Origin of the sequence: Luteimonas sp. YGD11-2, from assembly GCF_004118975.1 — a bacterium.
Classification (GTDB): Bacteria; Pseudomonadota; Gammaproteobacteria; order Xanthomonadales; family Xanthomonadaceae; genus Luteimonas; species Luteimonas muca.
Genome location: NZ_CP035376.1, coordinates 2,867,751 through 2,892,026 on the forward strand (window position 1 = coordinate 2,867,751; position 24,276 = coordinate 2,892,026).

Genomic DNA, 24,276 nt, shown 5'->3' on the forward strand with positions numbered 1-24,276 from the left:
ACCCCCTCATCCGCCCCCTGGCGGGGCACCATCTCCCGCGCGGGAGAAGGGTTTGCAACGCTTCTTCCAGGTTTCCAGCCCCTACTTCTTCTTCGGCCGCACCCAGCCTTCGATCACCGTCTGCCGCGCGCGCGCGACCGCGAGCCTGTCGTCCGGTACGTCGGCGGTGATCGCCGAACCCGCGGCCGTGGTCGCGCCTGCGCCGATGGTCAGCGGCGCCACCAGAGATGCGTTGGAGCCGATGAACGCGCCGTCGCCGATCACCGTGCGGTGCTTGTTCACGCCGTCGTAGTTGCAGGTGATCGTGCCGGCACCGATGTTCACCGACGCGCCCACGTCGGCATCGCCGAGATAGGTGAGGTGGTTGGCCTTGCTCGCCACGCCGATCGTGGTGTTCTTGGTTTCGACGAAGTTGCCGATGTGCGCGCCGTCGGCAAGCACGGTACCGGGCCGCAGCCGCGCGAACGGGCCGATGGTGACCGAACCTTCCGCGCGCACGCCATCGAGGTCGCAGTGCGCACGCACCTCGGTGCCGCCGCAGAGCGTCACGTCCTTCAACCGGCAGAACGGGCCGATGCGCACGCCATCACCCAGCTCGACGCGCCCTTCCAGGATCACGTCGACATCGAACTCGACATCGGTGCCGAGCACCACCTCGCCGCGGACGTCCACGCGTGCGGGATCGGCGAAGCGCGCGCCCTGCGCGCACAGCGCACGCACCGCGCGCTGCTGGAACGCGCGCTCGAGCTGCGCGAGCTGCCAGGGGTCGTTGGCGCCCTCGGCTTCCACCGGATCGTCGACCATCACGATGTCGGCGGGCGCGAACTCGTCGGCCGCCATCGCGAAGATGTCGGTGAGGTAGTACTCGCCCTGCGCGTTGTCGTTGGACAGTGCGCCCAGCCAGCGCTTGAGCGCGGTGGCTTCGGCGGCAACGATGCCGGTGTTGACCAGGCGGATGCGGCGCTGTTCCTCGTCGGCATCCTTGTGTTCGACGATTGCCGCGACATGGCCCTCGGAATCGCGCACCACGCGGCCGTAGCCGCGCGGGTCGTCGAGTTCGGCCACCAGCACCGCCAGCCGCGAGCCGCGCTCGCCGGTGAGCAGCCGCTGCAGCGTCGCCGCGGTGATCAGCGGCACGTCGCCATACAGCACCACCACCTCGGCGCCATCCGGCACCTCGCCCAATGCCTGCTGCACGGCATGCCCCGTGCCCAGCCGCTCCCGCTGCTCGGCCCACAGCAGGTCGGTCTGGTCGCCGAGTGCCGCGCGCACCTGGTCGCCACCGTGGCCGTAGACGACGTGGATCGCTGCCGGCGCAAGCTCGCGCGCGGTCGAGATCACATGCGTGAGCATCGGCCGCCCGGCGACCTTCTGCAGCACCTTGGGCAGCGCCGAGCGCATGCGCTTGCCCTCGCCCGCGGCAAGGATGACGACGTGGAGGGGAGCGGTCATGGAATCGCCTGTGCGGAGGAATCGCGGAATTCTAACGGGCGCGGCTGGTAGCATTCGCGCCGTGCCGCTCCGGCACGCCCACAGACCGCCGGTCCTCGCGTTGAGCATCGTCCGCCAGTCGCGCAGTTACCTGATGATCGGCGGCCTGCAGTGGGTGCTGGACTGGGCGGTGATGGTCGCGCTCAGCCACGCCGGATTGCCGGTACGCCAGGCCAACGTGGTCGGGCGCATCTGCGGCGCGCTGTGCGGCTTCTGGATGAACGGACGTTTCACCTTCGCCTGCGAGGACACCGCGGTGGGCCGCGTGCAGCTGCAACGCTTCCTGGTGATGTGGATCGCGACCACCGTGGTCAGCACCTGGGCGATCGGCCATATCGACGACTACCTCGGCCTCAAGTGGGCGTGGCTGGCCAAGCCGCTGGTGGAGATCGCGCTGGGCGTGGTCGGCTTCGTGATCTCGCGCAGCTGGATCTACAAGCGCTGACGTAGCACCTGCGCCGCGCAGCATCGGCAGCACACGTTCAAGCGGCAATGCGGGCACCTCGCCACGGTGGCCGCGCATGCCGTCGGCACGGAACATCGAGTTGAGGATCGCTTCCCCGGTCGCATCGGCGACGGCCACGAACAATGGCGTCATCGCCTCGTTGTCGAGCGTGGCGGCGCCCGCCACCGGCTGGCCGCGGATGCGGCGCATCGTCGGGGCGGTGGAGAACGCGATGACGTAGTCGCCCGAACCGTTGGACATCGAGGCACCCGTGCGCGCCAGGCCGACGATCGCGCGGCGTGCCAGCCGCTCGAGCTGGCGGGCGTCGAGCGGTGCGTCGGTCGCGACCACGATCATGATGCTGCCGTCGCCATCGGTGGGAGGTGCATCCGCCCCGGTCCGGGCGTCACTCCCGGGTCGCCACTGCGCCGGATCCGGCAGGCGTGGCCCCACCGGCACCCCGGCAATCGTCAGCGTGCCGCCGTAGTTGCTCTGCACCAGCACGCCGACGACGTGTTCGCCACGTGCATCGGCGACCACGCGCGAGCTGGTGCCGATGCCGCCCTTCCAGCCGAACGCGACCGTGCCGGTCCCGGCGCCGATCGCCCCTTCGTCGACGTTGCTGGTCGATGCGCCCGCCAGCGCCGCACGTACATGAGCCGCCTGCAGCGGACGTGCGCGGATGTCGTTGAGGAAGCCGTCGTTGGTCTCGCCGACCACCGGGTTGAGCGAGCGCACCGCCTCCATGCCCGGCCGCGCCAGCTGCCAGTCGACCAGTGCATCGGCGGCGGTCCAGACGCCGAGGGTGCCGGTCAGCAGGATCGGCGTTTCCAGTTCGCCAAGCTCGCGTACCTGGCTGATGCCCAGCAGCTTTCCATAGCCGTTGGCGACGTGGATCGCAGCGGGCACCCGCTCGGCGTAGAGGTTGCCGGCATGCGGAAGGACCGCGGTCACGCCGGTGCGCACCCCGTCGCCTTCGACCACGGTGGCGTGGCCGACAGCAACGCCGGCGACATCGACGATGGCATTGCGCGGCCCGGTGGGCAGGTTGCCGATGACGATGCCGGCGTCACGCGCGCGCGGCCGCTGCGAGGTCCCGTCCCTGGCGGCTGCCGTCCACGGTATTGCCACCGTCGCTGCCAGCAGTGCCAACAGCAGCGCGGCCCGCACGGAATCGTTTGGCATGTGGTGCTCTCCCGGAGAACAGCCATGACCCTAGGCTTGTGGGCCCGCGTCGGCAAGGGCGACGCGCCCGGCGCACAGGCAGTGCTCGGGTGCCGATCCTGCGCCAGCGCCCTTCCCTCGATGGCAACCCGTGCAGGCACGCGCAACGCTTTCCCGCACCGGCGTCGAAGCATCGAAGAGCATTCCCGGCCAGGGCCACCCCCATCCCGCGGGCGCGGGCCGAATGGAGCCGTCATCGAACCACCGGAGATCATCCGCAGCCTCGGCCTCGGGAGGGGCGGGCCGAAACGAGGAAAGCCGCCCGGAGGCGGCTTTCCTGGACGTGCAGGCCGGGACGCCTGCAGCGTGTGCACTCAGTGCTTGAGGTTCTTGCGCAGGCGCTCCAGCGCCTGCAGCTGCGCGGCCACCTCGGCCATCTTCTGCTGCGCCTCGGCGATTTCCATCGCCTCGCCGCGGCCGGCCAGCACGCGCTCGGCTTCTTCCTTGGCCTTGCGCACCGAGGCCTCGTCGATCTCGTCGGCGCGGATCGCGGTGTCGGCGAGGATCGTCACCACCTGCGGCTGCACTTCGAGCAGGCCGCCGGAGATCGCGAAGTCGAGCTTCTCGCCGTTGGCCTGGGTGATCACGACCTTGCCAGGCTTGAGACGGGTGATCAGCGGCGCATGGCGCGGCGCGATGCCGAGCTCGCCCATCTCGCCGGTCGCCACGATCAGCGTGGCCTCGCCGTGGAAGATCTCCGCCTCGGCGCTGACGATGTCGCAACGGATGGTGGTGGTCATGGACAGTTACTCTTCAAAGGACGCGTGGATCAGGCCTTCTCGGTCATCTTGCGGGCCTTCTCGACGGCCTCGTCGATGCTGCCGACCATGTAGAACGCCTGCTCGGGCAGGTGGTCGTACTCGCCGTCGACGATGCCCTTGAAGCCGCGGATGGTTTCCTTCAGCGGCACGTACTTGCCCGGCGAGCCGGTGAAGACTTCGGCCACGTGGAACGGCTGCGAGAAGAAGCGCTCGATCTTGCGCGCGCGCGACACGGCCTGCTTGTCCTCTTCCGACAGCTCGTCCATGCCCAGGATCGCGATGATGTCCTTGAGTTCCTTGTACTTCTGCAGCGTCGACTGCACGCGGCGCGCGGTGTCGTAGTGCTCGGTGCCGATCACGTTCGGGTCCAGCTGGCGCGAGGTCGAGTCGAGCGGATCGACCGCCGGGTAGATGCCCAGCGAGGCGATGTTGCGGCTCAGCACGACGGTGGCGTCGAGGTGGGCGAAGGTGGTCGCCGGCGACGGGTCGGTCAGGTCGTCCGCGGGCACGTACACGGCCTGGATCGAGGTGATAGAACCCGACTTGGTCGAGGTGATGCGCTCCTGCAGCACGCCCATTTCCTCGGCGAGCGTGGGCTGGTAACCCACCGCCGACGGCATGCGGCCCAGCAGCGCCGACACTTCGGTACCGGCCAGGGTGTAGCGGTAGATGTTGTCGACGAACAGCAGCACGTCCTTGCCCTTGCCGCTCTCGTCCTTCTCCTCGCGGAAGTACTCGGCCATGGTCAGGCCGGTCAGCGCGACACGCAGGCGGTTGCCCGGCGGCTCGTTCATCTGGCCGTAGACCATCGCCACCTTGTCGAGGACGTTGGAGTCCTTCATCTCGTGGTAGAAATCGTTGCCCTCGCGGGTACGCTCGCCCACGCCGGCGAACACCGACAGGCCCGAGTGCGCCTTGGCGATGTTGTTGATGAGTTCCATCATGTTGACGGTCTTGCCCACGCCGGCGCCGCCGAACAGGCCGACCTTGCCGCCCTTGGCGAACGGACACATCAGGTCGATGACCTTGATGCCGGTCTCGAGCAGCTCGGTGGACGAGGACTGGTCCTCGTAGGACGGCGCGGCGCGGTGGATTTCCCAGTGCGCGGTGGCGTCGACCGGGCCGGCCTCGTCGATCGGGCGGCCCAGCACGTCCATGATGCGGCCGAGCGTGCCGGCGCCGACCGGCACCGAGATCGCGGTCCCGGTGTTGGTGGCGACCAGGTTGCGCTTGAGGCCATCGGTCGAGCCGAGCGCGATGGCGCGCACGATGCCGTCGCCGAGCTGCTGCTGCACTTCCAGCGTGATCTCGGTGCCGTCGACCTTCAGCGCGTCGTACACCTTCGGCACTTCGTTGCGCGGGAACTCCACGTCGACGACGGCGCCGATGATCTGAACGATCTTGCCCTGACTCATTTTGATTTCCTCGGACTCTAGATTTTTCCGCGACCCGGGTCGCTGGTGTGTTTCTTTCGGAAGCCCGCACGTGGACGTGCGGGCTCTTGCGAGGGACTCGCTATACGGCCGCGGCGCCGCCCACGATCTCGGAGATTTCCTGAGTGATCGCGGCCTGGCGGGCCTTGTTGTAGACCAGGTTCAGCGTGTCGATCAGCTTGGTCGCGTTGTCGCTGGCGGCCTTCATCGCCACCATGCGCGCGGCGTGCTCGGAGGCGACGTTCTCCATCACCGCCTGGTACACCAGAGACTCGACGTAGCGGGTCAGCACGTGTTCGAGCACCGACTCCGCGTCCGGCTCGTAGATGTAGTCCCAGTCGTGCTTGACGATGGTCTCGTCGGATGCCGGCAGCGGCAGCAGCTGGTCGAACGCCGCACGCTGGGTCATCGTGTTGACGAAGTCGTTGTAGGCCAGGAACACGCGGTCCAGCGAACCCTCGGTGTAGCCATCGAGCATGACCTTGATCACGCCGATCAGCTGCTCGACCTCGGGGTTGTCACCGAGGTGGGTGACGCTGGCCAGCATGCGCACCTTGAGGCGGCGGAAGAACACCGTCGCCTTCTGGCCGATGGTGACCACGTCGACCTCGACGCCCTTCTCCTGCCACTGGCGCATTTCCACCAGCAGCTTGCGGAACAGGTTGTTGTTGAGGCCGCCGGCCAGGCCGCGGTCGGACGAAACGATGATGTAGCCCACCCGCTTCGGCGCCGGGCGCTCGATGAGGTAGGGGTGCTGGAACTCCGAGTTCGCCTGCGCCAGGTGCCCGATCAGCTGCTTCATCGCCCGTGCGTACGGGCGTGAGGCCTTCATCCGGTCCTGCGCCTTGCGGATCTTGGAGGCCGAGACCATTTCCAGCGCACGCGTCACCTTGCGGGTGTTCTGCACGCTCTTGATCTTGGTCTTGATTTCTCTGCCGCCAGCCATTGCTCGCTCCGCTGCGGTGATCCGGTCGGGGAAGCCCGGTTGCCCGGTCTGCCTCCCCTCGCCTCACCTGTGTCGAATCACCAAACCATCAGACAAGCCAACCGGTTCAGAACGAACCGGTCTGCTTGAAGTCCGCGATGCCCTTCTTGAAGACCGCCTCGATCTCGTCGTTCCACGCACCGCTCGCGTTGATCTTCTCGATCAGCGCACCCTCGGTGTTGTCGAAGTGGGCGTGCAGGCCCGATTCGAACGCGAGGATCTGGTTGACCGGCACGTCGTCGAGGTAACCCTCGTTGACGGCGTAGATCGACAGCGCCTGGTGGGCGATCGACATCGGCAGGTACTGCTTCTGCTTCATCAGCTCGGTGACGCGCTGGCCGCGCTCGAGCTGCTTGCGCGTGGCATCGTCGAGGTCGGACGCGAACTGCGCGAACGCGGCGAGCTCACGGTACTGCGCCAGCGCGATACGGATGCCGCCCGAGAGCTTCTTGACGATCTTGGTCTGCGCCGCGCCACCCACGCGCGACACCGAGATACCGGCGTTCACGGCCGGGCGGATGCCCGCGTTGAACAGGTCGGTTTCCAGGAAGATCTGGCCGTCGGTGATCGAGATCACGTTGGTCGGCACGAACGCGGAGACGTCGCCGGCCTGGGTCTCGATGATCGGCAGCGCGGTCAGCGAGCCGGTCCGGCCCTTGACCTCGCCATTGGTGAACTTCTCCACGTACTCCTCGGACACGCGCGCGGCGCGCTCGAGCAGGCGGGAGTGCAGGTAGAACACGTCGCCCGGGTAGGCTTCGCGGCCCGGCGGGCGGCGCAGCAGCAGCGAGATCTGGCGGTAGGCCACGGCCTGCTTGGACAGGTCGTCGTACACGATCAGCGCGTCCTGGCCGCGGTCCATGAAGTACTCGCCCATGGTGCAGCCGGAGTAGGCCGAGATGTACTGCATCGCAGCCGACTCGGAGGCGGTGGCGGCGACCACGATGGTGTGCGCCAGGGCGCCGTTCTCTTCCAGCTTGCGCACGATGTTGGCGACCGTCGAGGCCTTCTGGCCGATCGCGACGTACACGCACTTGATGCCGGTGCCCTTCTGGTTGATCACCGCGTCGATGGCCATCGCGGTCTTGCCGGTCTGGCGGTCGCCGATGATCAGCTCGCGCTGGCCGCGGCCGATCGGGATCATGGCGTCGACCGACTTGTAGCCGGTCTGCACCGGCTGGTCGACCGACTTGCGCCAGATCACGCCCGGCGCCACGCGCTCGACCGGTGCGGTCTGCGTGGCGGCGATGGGGCCCTTGCCGTCGATCGGCTCGCCGAGCGCGTTGACCACGCGACCCAGCATTTCCGGGCCCACCGGCACTTCGAGGATGCGGCCGGTGGTCTTGGCCACGTCGCCCTCGCGCAGGTGCTCGTAGTCACCCAGGACTACGGCGCCGACCGAATCACGCTCGAGGTTGAGCGCGAGCGCGAACGTGTCGTTCGGCAACTCGATCATTTCGCCCTGCATCACGTCGGCCAGGCCGTAGATGCGCACGATGCCGTCGGACACGGAGGTGACCGTGCCCTCGTTGCGCGCCTCGGCGGCCAGCTTGACCTTCTCGATGCGGCTCTTGATCAGTTCGCTGATTTCAGAGGGGTTGAGCTGGGTGCTTGCCATTTCCGGATCCTCGGCGCGCCGGATTCGACGACGCGCGGTCAATGAAACTGTGGTGGGCGCGGGCGCCTGTGGGCGGCGTCCGCGTCCTGGTTACTGGCTCAGCGCCGACTGCAGGCGTGCGAGCTTGCCGCGCAGGGAGCCGTCGATGACGACATCGCCGGCGCTGATGACCGCGCCACCGATCAAGGCGTCGTCGACCGCGACCGACAGCTGCACCTCGCGGCCGAAACGGCGTGCGAGGGCGGCGCGGATGGCGTCGAGTTCGGTTGCCGGCAGGTCGGTCGCCGAGGTCACCGTCGCGCGCACCACCTGTTCGGCGTCCGCACGCAGGTCCTCGTAGAGGCCGGCGATCTCGGGCAGCAGCGCCAAGCGGCCGTTGCGGGCGAGCAGTGCCAGGAAGTCACGGAAACCTTCCTGCGCACCTTCGGGTGCCAGCAGCGCCACCGCGTCTTCGCGGGCCAGGCCCGGATGGCCGAGCAGCGGCTGCGCCTGCGGATCCACCGCCACGCGCGCGGAGAACGCGAGCGCGTCCGACCATGCAGCGAACGCACCGGCGTCGCGGGCAAGGCCGAATGCGGCACGCGCATAGGGACGGGCGAGGGTGATCTCCTGGCTCACGCTCAGATCTCCGCGGCCAGTTCGTCGAGCAGGGCCCTGTGGGCGTTGGCGTCGATCTCGCGACGCAGCAGCTTCTCGGCGCCGGTCACCGCCAGCATCGACACCTGGCGACGCAGGTCCTCGCGGGCACGGTTGGCCGAAGCCTCGATCTCGGCCTCCACCATCGCCTTCTGGCGCGCGGCCTCGGCCTGCGCCTCGGCGCGCGCCTGCTCCACGATCTGGTTGGCGCGCTGGTGGGCCTGGTCGATGATCTCGTTGGCCTTGGTACGCGCCGTCCTGAGTTCTTCGTTGACCTGTTCCTGCGCCTGCGCCAGCGCACGCTGGCTGTTGTCGGCGGCGGCGAGGCCTTCTGCGATCTTCTGCTGGCGCTCCTCGATGGCCTTGAGCAACGGCGGCCAGACGTAGGTCGCGATCAGCCAGATCAGGCCGGCAAAGGCCAGAGCCTGGGCGATCAGGGTCAGATTGATGTTCATGGGTGTGCCACTGCCTGTCGTGATGGTCCGGGCATGCCGTGCATGCCAGCTGTCATCCGGGAAGCGGGCGGCCGCTCACGGCTGCCCGCTTTCCTGCGGCTGGATCAGCCGCCCAGCTGTGCGGCGACCGGGCCGATGAACGGCGAGGCGAACGCGAACAGCAGGCCGACGGCGACCGAGATGATGAACGCGGCGTCGATCAGGCCGGCGGTGATGAACATGCGGACCTGCAGGACCGGGATCAGCTCCGGCTGGCGGGCGGCCGACTCGAGGAACTTGCCGGCCATGATGGCCAGACCCAGACCTGCGCCCAGCGCGGCCAGGCCGATCATGATGCCGATGGCCAGAGCGGTCGAAGCCTGGATCTGGGCGAACGAGGTCAGAGCGATTTCCATGGTTTTCTCCGGAACGGATGTTGCGAGGGTTGGATGTTGAGGGTGAAGCGGAAAACGGGACGCGTGCCTGCCGTCAGTGGCTGTCCTCGGCGAGGCTGAGGTAGACGATCGACAGCATCATGAAGATGAAGGCCTGCAGCGGGATCACCAGAATGTGGAAGATCATCCAGCCGAGGCCGAACACCGCGCCGCCGAGCAGGCCCAGAAGGCCGGCACCGCCGAGGACCCAGATCAGCAGGAACACGATCTCGCCGCCGAACATGTTGCCGAACAGTCGCATCGCCAGCGAAATGGGCTTGGACACCCACTCGACGATGTTGAGGATGAGGTTGAACGGCATCATCCACTTGCCGAACGGCGCGGTCAGGAATTCCTTGGTGAAGCCGCCCAGGCCCTTGGAACGCAGGGCGAAGAACAGCATCAGGAAGAACACGCTGATCGACAGGCCGAGCGTCGCGTTGACGTCGGCGCTCGGCACCGGCTTCCAGTAGTTCACGCCCAGCCAGCCCAGCGGCACGGCGAAGAAATCCGCCGGGATGAACTTGAGCATGTTCATCAGCAGGATCCAGAAAAACAGGGTGATCGCGATCGGCGTCACCAGCTTGCTGGACCCGTGGTAGGTATCGCGCGCCTGGCGGTCGACGAACTCGAGCAGGATCTCGACGAACGCCTGCCACCTGCCCGGCACGCCCGAGGTTGCCCTGCGGGTGGCGATCCAGAACAGGAAGGTCACGATGAGACCCATCGTGACCGAGGTCAGGATGGTGTCGAGGTTGATCGACCAGAAGCCGTCGGTCGCGGTCGACCCACGCACGCCGCCAGCCTCGCTGTAGACGAGGTTCTGGAGATGGTGCTGGATGTAGCTGGTGGGGGTTTCCGCCTCGCCGGCCATGTGCCTGTCCGCCTCTGACTGTCTGTACGTGTTCGAATCAACGACTGGCCATGGCCAGCATCTGTGTCACCAGTGCCACGATGACGCCGACTCCGACCGCGACGGGTGGCAGACCGCCCACACCCACTGCCAGCACCAGCACCACCAGCACGACCGCCCACTTCGCCAGCGCCCCGACCAGTACGCGCGCAAGCGCGCCACCTGCCGGTGCAACCCCGCCACCCAGCGCGATCGCGCTGTGCAGCCAGCCACCGAGCGCGACCGAACCACCGCCGGCCAGCGCTGCCAGCGCCCAGGGCCACCCCTTGACGAGGAAGGCCAGCGCGGTCAGCGCCACCGCGACCGCCTGCCAGGCGAGTGCGCGCTGCGCCAGCCGCCGACCCGCAGCGAAGGAACTCAACACATGGGGGTCCTGTGACGATGGACGGCCCGGGCCGATGAAACCGCCCGGCGAAGCCGCAGAAGTATAGCAGTGGGCAGCTTTGAGGGACAACCGGCGGAGGTCCCGGGGCCCCGTATCGTTGCCGCACAACAGGCTTGGCCGGCCGTGGCGCGCATTCAGAAAATTCATGCGGATTTCCGGGAACTCCGCGCCGGACCCGCAGTCCGACCTCCCGCGCGGCCTGCCTCTTCCTCGTCGATCCAGCAGGCCCCACCGAAGCCCCGGCATGCCGGGGCTTCCCCTTTTCCGGGCCCCTGGCAGCCCTGCAAGCGGGCCTTCCGGCCGCGCAGCGCAGGTGCGCGGCCGCGGTCGCTTGCGTTCCATACGCCACCGTCTTCACGGCAGGAAGACCCTGTGTGAACGGACACTGCCGCCTCGCCGCCGGTCGTGGCGGCGCTTCCGTCCCCCAGAACGCATAACGAGACCCACGATGTCCGCACCCACCCCCCGTCTGCTTGCCATCGCCCTGCTCGCGGTCGCCACGGGCGTGGCCGCTTCCCCGGCCCACGCCCAGCAGTCCGACAGCGAGGAGCGCTTCACCCTGCGCCTGAGCGCATTCAACCCGGAAGCGCAGCTGCGCTTCACCGGCGACGGCGTCGCCACCAACGGCACCGAGACCGAGGACTTCTTCGCCGCCGAGACCTTCGATGTCGGCAGCGAATGGCGCCCGCGTGGCGCGATCGGGTTCCGGCTGAGCGAGCGCCAGGCGCTGGTCGGCAACTATTACGACTACAGCCGCGACAACGACTGGGGCTTCGAGGGCGACTGGCTGAACCCGGGCGGCCTCCTGCGCGGTATCGGCGTCGACGTGCCCGATGAACTGCCCGATGGCCCGGTGGAACTGCCGGAAGTGGACCTCTCCGGCCGGGTCAAGTTCTCGCTCGCCAGCCTCAACTACGAGTACGCGGTGGTCTCCACCGAGACCTTCGAATGGGGCCTGGGCCTGGGCGTGACCTATGCCGAGCTTGAGGCCCGCGCCAACGGCAGCTGGACCGCCACCGCCGAGATCGATGCCGGCGAGGCCGAGTACCAGTGGAAGAAGTCCGGCTGGTCGCCGGGCCTGCACACGCGCCTGTCCTGGCGGCCGGCCGAGCGCTGGAGCGTCGGCCTGGAAGGCCAGTATCTCGACACCGAATGGGGCGACTTCCTCAACGAGCGCGGCCACTTCGAGCGTGCCGGCCTGGTGGTCGAGTACATGGTCAACGAGCGTGTCGGCGTGCATGTCGGCTACGACTGGTTCCGCCTCAAGCTCAAGGACGATTACAACGCCCGCTTCGAAGGTGCGTCCGAACTCGACATCGACCCGGTCGACGTCAACGGCGAGCTCAGCGGCCAGCTCAAGGTGCATGGCCCGATGGCCGGCGTGACCTTCCGCTTCTGATCCGGCACATCCGTGTGTGACACGAAGGCCCCGGCACATGCCGGGGCCTTCTGCGTCGGGGGTCAGTTGCGGATCTGCACGTCGTCGATATAGACGTTGACGTCGTAGCTGGTCTGCGCACGCTGGATCCAGATCGCGTCGAGGGTGACGCTGGCGGCATCGATCGCCCCGTTGGCGGTGCCGGCCCAGGCGTTCCACTGCGCGGCGTCGGTGAGGCTCCACTCGACATAGGTCCACTGGTTGGCCGGCACGCTGCGCACGGTGGAGCGTTCGGTGCCGCCGCCGTCGTCGATGCCAACGCCCACGCTCATGCCGCTGCCGCCGGTATAGACCCAGAAGCCGATGCGGCCGTTGGCGCGCGACAGCGTTGTGTTGCTGCCCGGGTTGCCGGTGCCCGACAGCAGCCGCACGGCCCAGGCCGCCGATGACGATGCGTTGTCCTTCAGCAGCACGCGCAGCGAACAGCTGCCGTTGCGGCGGGTGGCGCAGTCGCGCGTGGCGGTGGAGGCGCTCGAGATGCCGGTGGTGCTGCCGGAGTAGGCCGGCGGGGTGTTGAAGTGGCCGACGCTGCCCTCGAACGAATCGAGGATGCGCGTGCCGCCGCCGCTGCCGGGGTTGAGCAGGCCGTAGTAGTGGCTCCAGTTCCAGTTGATGCCGGGATCGGTGTGGGTCTGCCCGCTGAAGTGCTGGTGGCCCTTGATGCGCACGCTGTCGGGCTGCACGTTGATGCCGCTGCTGGCGGCGCCGCGGTATGCGCTGGCACAGCTGATCGCGCTGTAGCGCGAACACCAGTGCCGCACCAGCGCGGCCGATGCGTTGTACATCGCGCTGGTGTACCAGCTGGCGTTGTTGACGTAGCCCTCGTGCTCGATGCCCAGCGTGTAGCCGTTGTGGTTGCGCACGTGCCAGGCGGTATGCGCCTCGCGCACCATCTGGGTGACCTGGCCGTCGGAACTGCGGATCACGTAGTGCGCGCTGACGTTGGAGGACGAATTCCTGAACCAGCTGATGGTGCCGGCGTAGCTGCCCTGCGCGGTATGCAGGGTGACCGCGCTGACGGCGGCACTGCGCGACGCGTTGTAGTTGCTCGAATGCGCCGGATTCCAGATCGCCGGGCCGTAATCGGTGCTTTTGATTCCGGCATCGATGCTCGTGCCGGCGTCGCGGCGGACCAGCTGCTCGCTGACCGGATCGATCGCATGGCTGTCGGTCTCGATGCTGTCGGTGGCCACATCCAGGCGCACGAACGGCGCCTGCAGCCGCACCAGCTGGCCGGCATCGAACGCGGTCTCCCACGCCACCGGGCGCACCGGCACGCGCACGCCTTCATCGTCGACGCCGCGATCGAGCGCCAGCAGCACGTCGAAGGCGAACGCGGCACGCGCATGGTCGTCGATCGCACTGGTGCCCTGCGGCGTGCCGAAGCCGGCATAGCGCGCGAGTGCCTGTGCGAGCACGGCATCCTCCTCTGCATCCAACCCGCGCAGCTCGCGCGCAAGCAGCGCAGCCGCGGCCAGGATGTTGGCGGACGGATCGCGCCTGACGCGGTCCGCCGGCAACCCGGTCAATGCCGCCGCCTCGCCGACCTGGTCGGCAAAGCCGTCGCCGGCATACAGGCCCATCGGGCCCCAGGCGGTGGGCATGTGGTGGTGGCCCGCATCGCCGTCGACCGCCGCTTCAAGCGGCTGCCAGCGGCTCTGCGCCCAGGCCACAGCCTCCAGTGTGCCGCGCGGGATCTGCGGATAGGCGCGATAGGCGCGCGCGAACAATGCCGGATAGCGCGCACGCTGGCGCAGCAGTGCATCGCGCTGGGCGCTGCGCTGCAGCTCGATGCGTGCATCCACGCCACCCTGGGTGACCGGCTCGACCGCGCCGGCATTCCATGCCATTCCCGCAGCGACGGCGAGCGCCGCTGTCCAATGCATCCTTCCCATGAATCCTCCCGTGGCGCGTGGCGCCGGTGCGGTCCCCCCTGCAGGGCGCGAGCCCTGTGGACGGCTTACGCCTGCACAGGAGGTGCCACAACCCGGGTAAACCCGCGTCCGCGCGGAATTGCAGACGTGCGCACACGCGAAGCGGATGGCGGTCGCGGATGGGAGCAACGGACCGGTGGGGCATGGGGGTGGAGTGGCGCGGCCGCGACCCTTGCCCGCCCGCGACCGGAAGGTCGGAGCGGGGGCTGCGGGGCCCCCATCCGCACACGGCGGGAGGGGCCGGGACACGCAGCCGCGACGCCTGGAGCTGCGGCGCGGGCGCCGGGGGGCGGCCCGCCCGAAGCCCTACTTGCGCCTGGGCAGGTAGAGGTCGGTGATCGTTCCGTCGTAGACCTCGGCGGCCATCGCCACCGATTCGCCGAGCGTCGGGTGCGGGTGGATGGTGTGGGCGATATCGGCGACTTCCGCGCCCATCTCGATGGCAAGCGCGGCCTCGGCAATGAGCTCGCCGGCGTGCACGCCGACGATGCCGGCACCGAGGATGCGATGCGTGGCCTCGTCGAACACCAGCTTGGTGAACCCTTCGGTACGGTCGAGGCCGATCGCGCGGCCGCTGGCGGCCCACGGGAACTTGCCGACGCCGACCTTGAGCCCCTTGGCCCTGGCCTCGTTCTCGGTGACACCGACCCAGGCGATTTCCGGGTCGGTGTAGGCGACGGACGGGATGACCCGTGCCACCCATTCCCGGCTCTTATCAGGATCGCCTTCGCCGGCGGCCACTTCGGCGGCGAGCTTGCCCTCGTGCGTCGCCTTGTGCGCCAGCATCGGCTGGCCGACGAGGTCGCCGATGGCGAAGATATGCGGCACGTTGGTGCGCATCTGCCGGTCGACCTCGATGAAGCCGCGCTCGGTGACTTCGACGCCGGCCTTGTCGGCAGCGATCTTCCCACCGTTCGGGCTGCGCCCCACGGCCACCAGCACGCGGTCGAACCGCGTTGCCTGCGGGACGTTCTCGCCGTCGAAGCTAACCTCGATGGCCTTGCTGGCGGCCTTCGCCTCGACCACCCTGGTCTTCAGGTGCACCGACACGCCCTGCTTCTTCAGGCGATCGGCCAGCGGCCTGACCAGGTCACGGTCGGCGCCAGGCATCAGCTGGTCGGCCAGCTCCACCACCGTCACTTCGGCGCCCAGCGCGCGGTACACCGTGGCCATTTCCAGGCCGATGATGCCGCCACCGACCACCAGCATCCGCTTCGGGACCTCGGCCAGCTGCAGTGCATCGGTGGAATCCATGATCCGTGGGTCGTCCCACGGGAAGCCGGGCAGCTTCAGCGCCTGCGAACCGGCGGCGATGATGCACTGCTCGAAGCGCACGAGCTGCGTATTGCCATCGGCGCCGGTCACCTCGAGCTCGTTGGGCGACACGAAACTGCCGGTGCCGGCCACCACCCGCACCTTGCGCTGCTTGGCCATGCCGGCCAGCCCCCTGGTGAGCTGGCCGACGACCTTGTCCTTGTAGGCGCGCAGGCGGTCGAGCTCGATCTTCGGCGTGCCGAAGTCGACGCCGTAGACGCTGGCGTGCTGCGCCTGGTCGATGACATCGGCAGCGTGCAGCAGCGCCTTGGACGGAATGCAGCCGACATTGAGGCAGACGCCGCCGAGGTTGTCGTAACGCTCGATCAGGACGGTATCGAGGCCGAGGTCGGCGGCACGGAAGGCGGCGGTGTAGCCGCCAGGGCCGGAGCCGAGCACGACGATGCGGCACTCGACGTCGGCCTTGCGGCCGCTCGAAGGCGCCGCGGTGGACGGCTTCGATTGCGCACGCCCAGCCTTCGCATCGGCGGGCTGCGACGTGCTGCCGTAACCCTTGGCGGTGCTGCCCTCGCCCGACGCGCGGCGCGCGTCGACCTCTCCCGCAGGCGGCAGAGGTGTGCCGCCTGCTTTGCCGCCGTCCGATCCAGCCGCGGCATCAGGCGCACCGCGTGGGTTGCCCGCGTCACTGGCTTCGGCCGCCTCGATCACCGCGACCACGCTCCCTTCGGACAGCGTGTCGCCGACCGCGACCTTCAGCTCGCGCACCACGCCCGCCACCGGGGACGGGACCTCCATCGTCGCCTTGTCGGATTCCAGCGTGACCAGTCCCTGGTCCTTCGCCACGGTGTCGCCGACGGCGACCAGCACTTCGATCACCGGTACATCGGCCTGGCCGCCGATGTCGGGCACCTTCACTTCCTGGGTCTTGGCCATCACAGGTCTCCGCGCATCACAGCAGGACACGGCGCATGTCGCCCAGCACCTGGGCGAGATACGCGGTGAAGCGCGCGGCGGCGGCGCCGTCGATCACGCGGTGGTCGTAGGACAGCGACAGCGGCAGCACCAGCCGCGGCTTGAACTTCTCGCCATTCCAGACCGGCTTCATGGCCGCCTTCGACACGCCGAGGATCGCCACCTCCGGTGCATTGACGATCGGGGTGAACGAGGTGCCGCCGATGCCGCCGAGCGAACTGATCGAGAAGCAGCCGCCGGACATGTCGGCCGGGCCCAGCTTGCCTTCGCGCGCCTTCTTCGCAAGCGCCGAGGTCTCCTGCGCGATCTCGATCACGCCCTTGCGGTCGACGTCGCGCACCACCGGCACCACCAGCCCGTTGGGCGTGTCGGCGGCGAATCCGATGTGGAAGTACTTCTTCAGCGTGAGCGTTTCGCCCGAAGCATCCAGCGAGGCGTTGAACTCGGGGAAGGTCTTCAGCGCGGAGGCGCTGGCCTTGATCAGGAACGCGAGCATGGTCAGCTTGATGCCGGCCTTCTCGTGTTCCCGGTTGAGCTGCACGCGCAGGTCTTCGAGCGCGGTGATGTCGGCATCGTCGTGCTGGGTGACGTGCGGGATCATCGCCCAGTTGCGCGCGAGGTTGGCGCCGGAGATCTTCCGGATCCGCGACAGCGGCTTTTCCTCGACCTCGCCGAACTTCGAGAAGTCCACCTTCGGCCACGGCAGCAGGTCGAGCCCGCCACCGCCCGCGCCCGCCTTGCCGGCCGGCTGCGTAGCACCTCCGGCGAGTGCGCCCTTGACGAACTTCTGCACGTCCTCGCGGGTGATTCGGCCACCGCGGGCACTGCCGCTGACCTGCGCGAGGTCGACGCCAAGCTCGCGCGCGAACAGGCGCACGGCCGGACTGGCATACGGCACCTTGCCGGGCATGACGGCCTCGGCGTCGAAACGCACCGGCGGCTCGGCACGACCGGCCGGGCGATGGTCCATCGAGGCGCGCGCGATATTGTCCGGGCGGGTGCCGGGCGAGGCCGGCTCCACCACCGGATCGTCGCTCTCCTCGGGCGCCTGGGCCTGCGGCTGCGCCGGCCCCCTGTCGGCCGGGGCGGTGTCGCCGCCCTGGCCTTCGATCCGCGCGACCACGCTGCCGGCGGACACCGTGTCGCCGACCTTCACCGTCAGCTCGACCACGGTGCCGGCGAACGGTGCCGGGACTTCCATGGTCGCCTTGTCGGATTCCAGCGTGACCAGGCCCTGGTCCTTCTCGACGCGGTCGCCCACCGCCACCAGCACCTCGATGACCGGCACGTCGTCCTGGCCGCCGATGTCGGGCACCGCCGCATCCTGGACGCCGGCGGACGCGCCCGCATCGGGCGTACCCGCAGCCGGCGCTGCGGAAGGTCCGGAGGGGGCGGGCGCGGACGCCTGCGACTTCGGCGCTTCGGCCTTCGATGCGGCAGCGGGCGCGGCCTGTGCGGGCGCTCCGTCCGCTGCATCGGGCTCGATCATCGCCACCACCGTGTCCTGCGAGACCCTGTCGCCCTCCTTGACCCGGAGTTCGCGCACCGTGCCCGCGAACGCGGCCGGCACCTCCATCGTCGCCTTGTCGGACTCCAGCGTCAGCAGGCCCTGGTCCTTGTCCACGCGGTCGCCCACCGACACCAGCACTTCGATCACGGGCACATCGTCATAGCCGCCGATATCCGGCACACGTGCTTCTTTGAGGTCGGCCATGCGGCGCTCCGCGCAAACATAAGGGGGTGGCTATTGTGTCCCCCCGCGCTGCCCCCGCCAACCGCGCTCCGGCGCGCGGCCGCGTACATGCGCGTATGGCCGGGCGGCCGCGGCCTCCGCAACCCAGGTGGTGCCGGGTGGAAAATGCTGAAGTGCCTGTGAAGCCGTTTCTGTCGATTCACGAAATGGCACAGGGCGGTTCATCCGCCCGTCGATAGGGTGGCCGCGCCCTCTCCCCGGGGCGACAGAACAAGATCGAGGAGATACCCATGACCATTTTCCGCAGCCTGACGCTTGCATCCGCACTGGCCCTTGCCGCCACCCCCGCCCTCGCCCAGGACAGCGACACCGCCTCCGGCAAGCGCTTTTCGGTGGTGGGCGGCGTGACCGTGCTCGACCCGCATTCCGATCCCGCCACCGGGCTGGACATCGACGGCGGCCCCGCGCCGACCCTGAGCGCCACCTGGCACGCCACCGACAACTGGGGCGTCGAACTCTGGGGTGCGGCCGACAAGTTCAACCACCGCGTGCGCGGCCCGGAAGGCAAGATCGGCACCATCGAACAGCAGCCGATCGCGCTCAGCGGGCAGTACCACTTCGGTGAGGCCGACAACACCTTCCGGCCGTTCGTGGGCCTGGGCGTGTTCGAGTCCAACATCAGCAACGAGGACATCGCCGGCGGTGGCGACCACGTCGGCCTGACCACCCCGCGCGGTGCGATCGGCACCGTGGGCGTGGACCTCAACATCACCCCGACCTGGTTCGCCCGCGCCGACGCACGCTATATGCGCGCACGCTCCGACGCCCGTGTCGGCAGCACCGGCGAGACCGTGGCCGAGGATCTGAAGCTCGATCCCTGGACCGTCGGCGTCGGCATCGGCGCGCGCTTCTGACCCTCCAACGACGTTTCATCCACACGCGGACGGACCCTTCGGGGTCCGTCCGTCGTTTCAGCGCCCGCGCGGCCGTGGGCGCAGGACGCGGCCCTCGCGCAGCCGCCAGCGCAGGCCCCACGCGTAGCCCAGCGACTGCCCGAGCACCAGCCCGCCGAGTGCGAACAGCGTCGCCCGGGTGGCGCGCCAGGTTTCCAGCGGGATCGCGCCCTGCCAGGCCTGCCACCCCTGCCAGAGCGTCCACACCACTTTCGCCGTGACCAGCAGCGACAGCGCCAGGGCGATCCAGCGTTCCGGCGTGTACCAGCGCAGGCCATCCGGCGACCGGCCGACGCGAGTCATCGCCATCCGCACCGCGCCGATCGCGATGCCGGCAAGCGCGCCGGCGGCCGCCCATGCCGTTGCGGCCGGTGCCCACCACTGCTGCGCAACCCAGGCGCCGAGCAGCAGCATCGGCAGGGCCGGCAGCAGCAGCCACGCCTGCAGTGCCAACTGCCAGTCACGCACCGGCCGCAGCGCCGGGCCGGTGCGGTAGCGCCACCACAACGACAGCGGCCATGCCGCCACAACCAGTACCGGCAGCAGCAGGATCGCCAGCGGAATCAGCAGCCAGGGCATCGTGGCCGGGCTCCGGTTGCGGGCATCAGGGCGGCGGGCATCAGGGTGGCGTGTCCGCGGGGCCGGAGGCGAGATGGTCCTGCGCGCGGATGCGTTCGCGGCGCAGCAGGTACAGGCCGCTGGCGATGATGATGGCCGCGCCCAGCCAGGTCATGCCATCGGGCAGCACGCCCCAGACCGCGAGGTCCAGCAGCACCACCCAGAGCAGGCCGGTGTATTCCAGCGGCGCCAGCTGCGAGGCCTCGCCGAGGCGGAAGGCATGGGTCATCGCCACCTGCCCCAGTGCACCGCTCACCCCGACCACCATGATCGGAAGCAAATCGCGCATCGCGATCGGCTGCCAGTCCGGCAGCGCCAGTGCGCCGGCGCCGACCGCGATCATCGCCAGGAACCAGAACACCATCGACTGCACGCTGTCGCGCTGCGCCAGCATGCGCACGGTGATCGCCGCGCCGGCATAGCAGGCGGCCGCCAGTACCAGCACCAGGCCGGCGCCGGTGGCGATGCCGTCGGCCGTGGGGCGCAACACCACCAGCACGCCGGCCAGGCCGACCACGATCGCCGCCCAGCGCCGCGGCCCGACCTTCTCGCCGAGCAGCGGCACGGCCAGCGCACTGACCATCAGCGGCGACACGAACACGATCGCGTAGGCGGTGGTCATCGGCATGCGCGCAAGGCCGTAGACGAAGCCCCACATCATCAGCACGCCGAGCACGCCGCGCAGCAGATGCAACCGCCAGTGCACACGCAGCAGACCGCGCACCGCGCCGCTCCAGACCACCCAGGCGAACACCAGCGGCAGGGCGGCCGCACCCCGCAGCGCGGCCACCTGCAGCGGCGGATAGTCGTCCGACAGCCACTTCATGCCGCCATCCATCAGCGCGAAGAGGCCGACCGCCAGCAGCATCCACAGCGTGGCGCGGGTGGGATCGAACTGCGACGCGGTGGCGTTCGACGCGGAGGCGGCAGGCATGCGGGGCAGCGGCGTGGGCGGGCCAGCTTAGCGCCGGCCCGCGCGCCTGCGCTATCGTGCGCCGCCCGTACGAGCCCACCATGATGTCCGACGCAGCACTCCCCGCAGACCCGATCGCCACCACCCGCCGCTGGCTGGAGCGTGCGGTCATCGGTCTCAACCTGTGCCCGTTCGCGAAGGCGGTGATGGTCAAGGAACAGGTGCGCTTCGTGGTCAGCGCGGCCACCACCGGGGAGGCGCTGCTGGAGGATCTCGCTGCCGAACTGCTGCATCTGCGCGACACCCCGGCCGAGGTCACCGACACCACCCTGCTGATCCACCCGCAGGTGCTGGGCGATTTCCTCGAATACAACGATTTCCTCGCCATCGCCGAGGCGCTGGTGGCCGAGCTCGACCTCGAGGGCGTCTTGCAGGTGGCGAGCTTCCATCCGCACTACCGCTTCGACGGCACCGCCGACGACGACATCGCCAACTACACCAACCGCTCGCCGTTCCCGACCCTGCACCTGCTGCGCGAGGACAGCGTCAGCCGCGCGGTGGATGCCTATCCGGATCCGGACGTGATCGTGGAGCGCAACGTGCGCACCCTCGACCGGCTCGGCCATGACGGCTGGCGGGAGCTGTTCGCCGAGGCCGCGCCGGATTCGCCGCGCTTTCCTCCTGTCACGCAGGAGTGAGAGAGGCAAGGGTGAGGGCGCCGTTGTCCGGCGCTCCCAGCAACCATCGTGCGTGTGCGGATTTGCGGGTCTGCGAGCAATCGAGGGAGATGTTCGAAGGAGTCCCGGCGGCCCGCCGCGGCCACAGGGGGATGCCCAGCCGGATATCTCCGCGTCCTGCTCCCACATCCGGCCGCCGGCCATCCATGGCCGGCTCTGGACATCCCCCTGCGGCCACGGCAGGCCCCGAACCGTCGTCGCGTCCGGAGGAAGTCAACGGCGAAGAACGTCAGGCCGTCGTGGTGATCGACGACTTCCGTATGCCACCGCTGTCGACCTCCATTCCGGAACTGCCCAATCCACAGCGCGGTCGGCTGCAGGCGACACCGCCAGCACCGCTACTGATTTCCGTACCGGACCCGGCGGATGCCCGGTCCCGTCGCGTGCATCGGGGGGTGTGCGGACAGCCGGCCATGGATGGCCGGCGGCCGGCCGTGGTAGCTGGACGCGGACTCCGGCCGGGGGAGCACACCCCCCGGTGCACGCGACGGGCGGCGCGGATCACAACGAAGCGCCCACCCGCTGCCCCAATCGCATCCGGTCGCCCCGGAATCCGGAGAGCACCCCCTGTTCTTCGTTACTTGAGGAGCAGTCCCGGCGCCCTGTCCCGCGTTGAAACATAAACATATGTCGATATCATGGCGGCGACTGCCCGAGTTCCGCTGACCATGACCCACGACCCCGACCACCCGCATCGGCCCTGCACCGCCGCGGCATCGCCGTGCGGTGGGACGCACGGACACGCGGCTGGCGGCGATCACCACCACCCCGCGAACCATGCGCACCCCGGCCACGACCATGGCCATGCCCACGCCGTGTCGGCACGCAACGAGAAGGTGGTGCTGACGGCGCTGGCGCTGACCGCGACCTTCATGGTGGTCGAAGTGATCGGCGGGGTGGTCTCCGGCTCGCTGGCGCTGATCGCCGATGCCGGCCACATGCTCACCGACGCCGCCGCGCTGGCACTGGCCTGGGCGGGCTTCCGCATCGGTCGCCGCGCGTCGGATGCGCGCCGGACCTTCGGCTACATGCGCCTGGAGGTGCTGGCGGGCCTGATCAACGCACTGACCCTGTTCGCGCTGGTGGCATGGATCTTCCGGGAAGCCTTCCAGCGCCTGCGTGACCCGGGCGAGGTGCTGGCCGGGCCGATGCTTGCGGTCGCCGTGGCCGGGCTGCTGGTGAACCTGGCGGTGTTCGCGATCCTGCACCGCGGCGACCGCGACCACGTCAACATCCGCGGCGCGATGCTGCACGTGCTGGGCGACCTGCTCGGTTCGGTCGCGGCGATCATCGCCGCACTGGTGATCCACGCCACCGGCTGGATGGCGATCGACCCGATCCTGTCCGCGCTGGTCTGCCTGCTGATCCTGAGGAGCGCATGGTCGCTGCTGCGCGGCGCGTTCCACATCCTCATGGAGGGTGCCCCGCCGGACATCGACGTCGACGCGCTGCGCGCGCACCTGCTCGCCGCGGTGCCGGGCGTGGCCGAGGTGCAGCACGTGCACGTGTGGTCGATCACCTCCGGGCGGGTGCTGGCGACGCTGGAACTGGGCCTTGCCGACGGTGTGGACCCCGGCGCCAGCGTGGCCGCGGTCAAGCACGAACTCGCCGAACGCTTCGGCATCGGCCACGCCACGGTGGAGGTGCTGTGCGAACCGCGCGCCGGCTGCACGCTGGAACGTGCGCGGCCACCGACGGAGTGCGGGCATTGATCGCGACCGACGACAGCCGCATCGGGACCATCGCCGCCACCTACCGGCTGCTCGGCGACCCCACCCGCCTGCGCGTGCTGCTGGCCTGCCTCGATGCGCCGATCTCGGTCGGCGACATCGCCACGCGCACCGGTGCCTCGCAGCCGCTGGTCAGCCACCATCTGCGCCTGCTGCGCGGTGCGCGCCTGGTACGCGGCGAGCGCCGCCAGCGCCAGGTCTTCTACACCACCGCCGACGCGCATATCCGCGACATGCTCATCGACATGCTCGAGCACGCGGCCGAACCGCAATAGGGGAAGGCCGGCCAGGCGTTGGGACGCATCGGCAGCAACCCGTTTCCGGGGTTCGTTGCGCTTACTGCGGGCTGCATGCAGCGGCGTGCGTGGCCGATCTCCACGGGCGCTTTGCGCGCACTGCACCAAGCTGGGGCGACCAACGCCCCGCGAGCATCGTCATGTCGATCGTTCCCGCATTGCAGCCCTGGCCCTCGCACCCGCTGGAGGGGCGCGTCGTGCTCGTCACCGGCGGTGCGCAGGGCATTGGCCGCGCGATCGCGCAGGCGGTGCTTGGTGCCGGCGGCCGGGTGGCCATCGGGGACCTCGATGCGGATGCCGGACGTGCGTGCCTCGAGGAATGGAACGCCGGCGATGACGCGCTGTTCCGGCGCGTGGACGTGATGCGCGAACGCAGCGTGGAGCGTTTCGTGGATGCGGCGCTGGCCCGCTTCGGCCGCATCGACGGGCTGGTCAACAATGCCGGCATCGTCGACCCGGTGGTGCCGCCACTGCCGCAACTCGATTTAGCCGAATGGAACCGGCGGCTCTCCAGCCTGCACGGCGCGTTCCTGTGCAGCCGGCATGCGCTGCCCGCGCTGGCGCGCAGCGACGGTGGCGGCGCGGTGGTCAATATCGCCTCGACCCGCGCGCACCAGTCCGAGCCGCATGGCGAGGCCTATGCGGCGGCCAAGGGCGGGCTGGTGGCGTTCACCCATGCGCTGGCGCTCAGTGCCGGCCCGCAGGTGCGGGTGAACTGCATCAGTCCCGGCTGGATCGCCACCGATGCGTGGCGGGCCCCGTCGCGGCGGCGGAAGCCGAAACTCTCGCGCGGCGACCATGCGCAGCATCCGGCCGGCCGGGTCGGCACGCCCGAGGACATCGCCGCGCTTGCGGTGTACCTGTTGGCGCCGACGCTGTCGGGCTTCACCACCGGACAGGAATTCATCGTCGACGGCGGCATGTCGCGGAAGATGCGGTACATCTGAGCGCTGCGTCC

Annotated in this window: 22 protein-coding genes and 1 pseudogene; 7 read left to right on the forward strand and 16 right to left on the reverse strand. The window is 69.2% G+C overall.

Annotated features, from left to right (window positions below; all coding sequences use genetic code 11):
* Nucleotides 1-81: 81 nt before the first annotated feature.
* Complete coding sequence (gene glmU / locus ERL55_RS13270; RefSeq protein WP_129136841.1) at nucleotides 82-1,452, reverse strand: bifunctional UDP-N-acetylglucosamine diphosphorylase/glucosamine-1-phosphate N-acetyltransferase GlmU; 1,371 nt, start codon at nucleotides 1,450-1,452, stop codon at nucleotides 82-84.
* Between the two features lie 172 nt (nucleotides 1,453-1,624).
* Between glmU and ERL55_RS13275 the strand changes: the two genes are divergently transcribed.
* The gene (locus ERL55_RS13275) at nucleotides 1,625-1,936 is read left to right on the forward strand and encodes a GtrA family protein (RefSeq protein ID WP_241685898.1); all 312 of its coding nucleotides are present in this window, start codon (nucleotides 1,625-1,627) and stop codon (nucleotides 1,934-1,936) included.
* Between the two features lie 69 nt (nucleotides 1,937-2,005).
* Here the strand turns inward: ERL55_RS13275 and ERL55_RS15210 are convergent.
* The 10 genes and pseudogenes from ERL55_RS15210 to ERL55_RS13325 all read right to left on the reverse strand — a co-directional run.
* Nucleotides 2,006-3,121: pseudogene (locus ERL55_RS15210) on the reverse strand (P1 family peptidase); the annotation flags it as partial.
* A 353-nt stretch (nucleotides 3,122-3,474) separates the two neighbouring features.
* On the reverse strand, nucleotides 3,475-3,900 hold the full coding sequence (locus tag ERL55_RS13285; protein WP_129136842.1) for a F0F1 ATP synthase subunit epsilon: 426 nt from the start codon (nucleotides 3,898-3,900) through the stop codon (nucleotides 3,475-3,477).
* A 29-nt stretch (nucleotides 3,901-3,929) separates the two neighbouring features.
* Entirely contained in the window at nucleotides 3,930-5,336 is a 1,407-nt protein-coding gene (gene atpD, locus ERL55_RS13290) for a F0F1 ATP synthase subunit beta (RefSeq protein ID WP_129136843.1), read from the reverse strand.
* Between the two features lie 100 nt (nucleotides 5,337-5,436).
* Nucleotides 5,437-6,300 (reverse strand): F0F1 ATP synthase subunit gamma, encoded by an 864-nt coding sequence (atpG, locus tag ERL55_RS13295; RefSeq protein WP_129136844.1) that lies wholly within the window; start codon nucleotides 6,298-6,300, stop codon nucleotides 5,437-5,439.
* A 106-nt stretch (nucleotides 6,301-6,406) separates the two neighbouring features.
* The gene (gene atpA, locus ERL55_RS13300; protein ID WP_129136845.1) at nucleotides 6,407-7,957 is read right to left on the reverse strand and encodes a F0F1 ATP synthase subunit alpha; all 1,551 of its coding nucleotides are present in this window, start codon (nucleotides 7,955-7,957) and stop codon (nucleotides 6,407-6,409) included.
* 90 nt (nucleotides 7,958-8,047) lie between these two features.
* Nucleotides 8,048-8,575, reverse strand: coding sequence for a F0F1 ATP synthase subunit delta (locus ERL55_RS13305; protein ID WP_129136846.1), 528 nt, complete (start codon nucleotides 8,573-8,575; stop codon nucleotides 8,048-8,050).
* Between the two features lie 2 nt (nucleotides 8,576-8,577).
* On the reverse strand, nucleotides 8,578-9,048 hold the full coding sequence (locus ERL55_RS13310; protein ID WP_129136847.1) for a F0F1 ATP synthase subunit B: 471 nt from the start codon (nucleotides 9,046-9,048) through the stop codon (nucleotides 8,578-8,580).
* A 104-nt stretch (nucleotides 9,049-9,152) separates the two neighbouring features.
* Entirely contained in the window at nucleotides 9,153-9,443 is a 291-nt protein-coding gene (gene atpE, locus ERL55_RS13315; protein WP_129136848.1) for a F0F1 ATP synthase subunit C, read from the reverse strand.
* Nucleotides 9,444-9,516: 73 nt separating this feature from the next.
* Nucleotides 9,517-10,335 (reverse strand): F0F1 ATP synthase subunit A, encoded by an 819-nt coding sequence (gene atpB / locus ERL55_RS13320; protein WP_129136849.1) that lies wholly within the window; start codon nucleotides 10,333-10,335, stop codon nucleotides 9,517-9,519.
* Between the two features lie 37 nt (nucleotides 10,336-10,372).
* A complete protein-coding gene (locus ERL55_RS13325; protein WP_129136850.1) occupies nucleotides 10,373-10,738 on the reverse strand; it encodes an ATP synthase subunit I in 366 nt (121 codons plus the stop codon).
* 469 nt (nucleotides 10,739-11,207) lie between these two features.
* Between ERL55_RS13325 and ERL55_RS13330 the strand changes: the two genes are divergently transcribed.
* Nucleotides 11,208-12,158, forward strand: a complete 951-nt coding sequence (locus tag ERL55_RS13330) for a hypothetical protein (protein WP_129136851.1) — start codon at nucleotides 11,208-11,210, stop codon at nucleotides 12,156-12,158.
* A gap of 62 nt (nucleotides 12,159-12,220) precedes the next feature.
* Here ERL55_RS13330 and ERL55_RS13335 read toward each other — a convergent pair whose 3' ends face one another.
* The 3 genes from ERL55_RS13335 to aceF all read right to left on the reverse strand — a co-directional run bounded on the left by ERL55_RS13335 (nucleotide 12,221) and on the right by aceF (nucleotide 18,092).
* Entirely contained in the window at nucleotides 12,221-14,047 is a 1,827-nt protein-coding gene (locus ERL55_RS13335; RefSeq protein ID WP_206733324.1) for a peptidoglycan recognition family protein, read from the reverse strand.
* A 390-nt stretch (nucleotides 14,048-14,437) separates the two neighbouring features.
* Nucleotides 14,438-16,339, reverse strand: coding sequence for a dihydrolipoyl dehydrogenase (gene lpdA, locus ERL55_RS13340; RefSeq protein ID WP_129136852.1), 1,902 nt, complete (start codon nucleotides 16,337-16,339; stop codon nucleotides 14,438-14,440).
* 16 nt (nucleotides 16,340-16,355) lie between these two features.
* The gene (aceF, locus tag ERL55_RS13345; protein WP_129136853.1) at nucleotides 16,356-18,092 is read right to left on the reverse strand and encodes a dihydrolipoyllysine-residue acetyltransferase; all 1,737 of its coding nucleotides are present in this window, start codon (nucleotides 18,090-18,092) and stop codon (nucleotides 16,356-16,358) included.
* Nucleotides 18,093-18,361: 269 nt separating this feature from the next.
* Here aceF and ERL55_RS13350 point away from each other — a divergent pair, with 269 nt between their 5' ends.
* Nucleotides 18,362-18,985, forward strand: coding sequence for an OmpW family outer membrane protein (locus ERL55_RS13350; RefSeq protein WP_129136854.1), 624 nt, complete (start codon nucleotides 18,362-18,364; stop codon nucleotides 18,983-18,985).
* 57 nt (nucleotides 18,986-19,042) lie between these two features.
* Here the strand turns inward: ERL55_RS13350 and ERL55_RS13355 are convergent, their stop codons facing one another.
* Together ERL55_RS13355 and ERL55_RS13360 are read right to left on the reverse strand one after the other, a co-directional pair.
* Nucleotides 19,043-19,603, reverse strand: a complete 561-nt coding sequence (locus ERL55_RS13355; RefSeq protein WP_129136855.1) for a DUF1453 domain-containing protein — start codon at nucleotides 19,601-19,603, stop codon at nucleotides 19,043-19,045.
* Nucleotides 19,604-19,643: 40 nt separating this feature from the next.
* Nucleotides 19,644-20,510 carry a DMT family transporter gene (locus tag ERL55_RS13360; RefSeq protein WP_241685899.1) on the reverse strand — a complete coding sequence of 289 codons (867 nt, stop codon included), beginning with the start codon at nucleotides 20,508-20,510 and terminating at the stop codon, nucleotides 19,644-19,646.
* Nucleotides 20,511-20,659: 149 nt separating this feature from the next.
* Between ERL55_RS13360 and ERL55_RS13365 the strand changes: the two genes are divergently transcribed.
* The 4 genes from ERL55_RS13365 (at nucleotide 20,660) to ERL55_RS13380 (ending at nucleotide 24,265) form a co-directional block, all read left to right on the forward strand.
* Nucleotides 20,660-21,253 (forward strand): DUF1415 domain-containing protein, encoded by a 594-nt coding sequence (locus ERL55_RS13365; protein ID WP_129137355.1) that lies wholly within the window; start codon nucleotides 20,660-20,662, stop codon nucleotides 21,251-21,253.
* 854 nt (nucleotides 21,254-22,107) lie between these two features.
* Nucleotides 22,108-23,004: a cation diffusion facilitator family transporter gene (locus ERL55_RS13370; protein WP_241685777.1), complete on the forward strand. Its 897-nt coding sequence runs from the start codon at nucleotides 22,108-22,110 to the stop codon at nucleotides 23,002-23,004.
* Nucleotides 22,992-23,297, forward strand: a complete 306-nt coding sequence (locus ERL55_RS13375; protein ID WP_241685778.1) for a metalloregulator ArsR/SmtB family transcription factor — start codon at nucleotides 22,992-22,994, stop codon at nucleotides 23,295-23,297. The genes ERL55_RS13370 and ERL55_RS13375 overlap by 13 nt, the downstream gene beginning before the upstream one ends.
* A gap of 161 nt (nucleotides 23,298-23,458) precedes the next feature.
* On the forward strand, nucleotides 23,459-24,265 hold the full coding sequence (locus ERL55_RS13380; protein ID WP_129136859.1) for an SDR family oxidoreductase: 807 nt from the start codon (nucleotides 23,459-23,461) through the stop codon (nucleotides 24,263-24,265).
* Nucleotides 24,266-24,276: the final 11 nt, after the last annotated feature.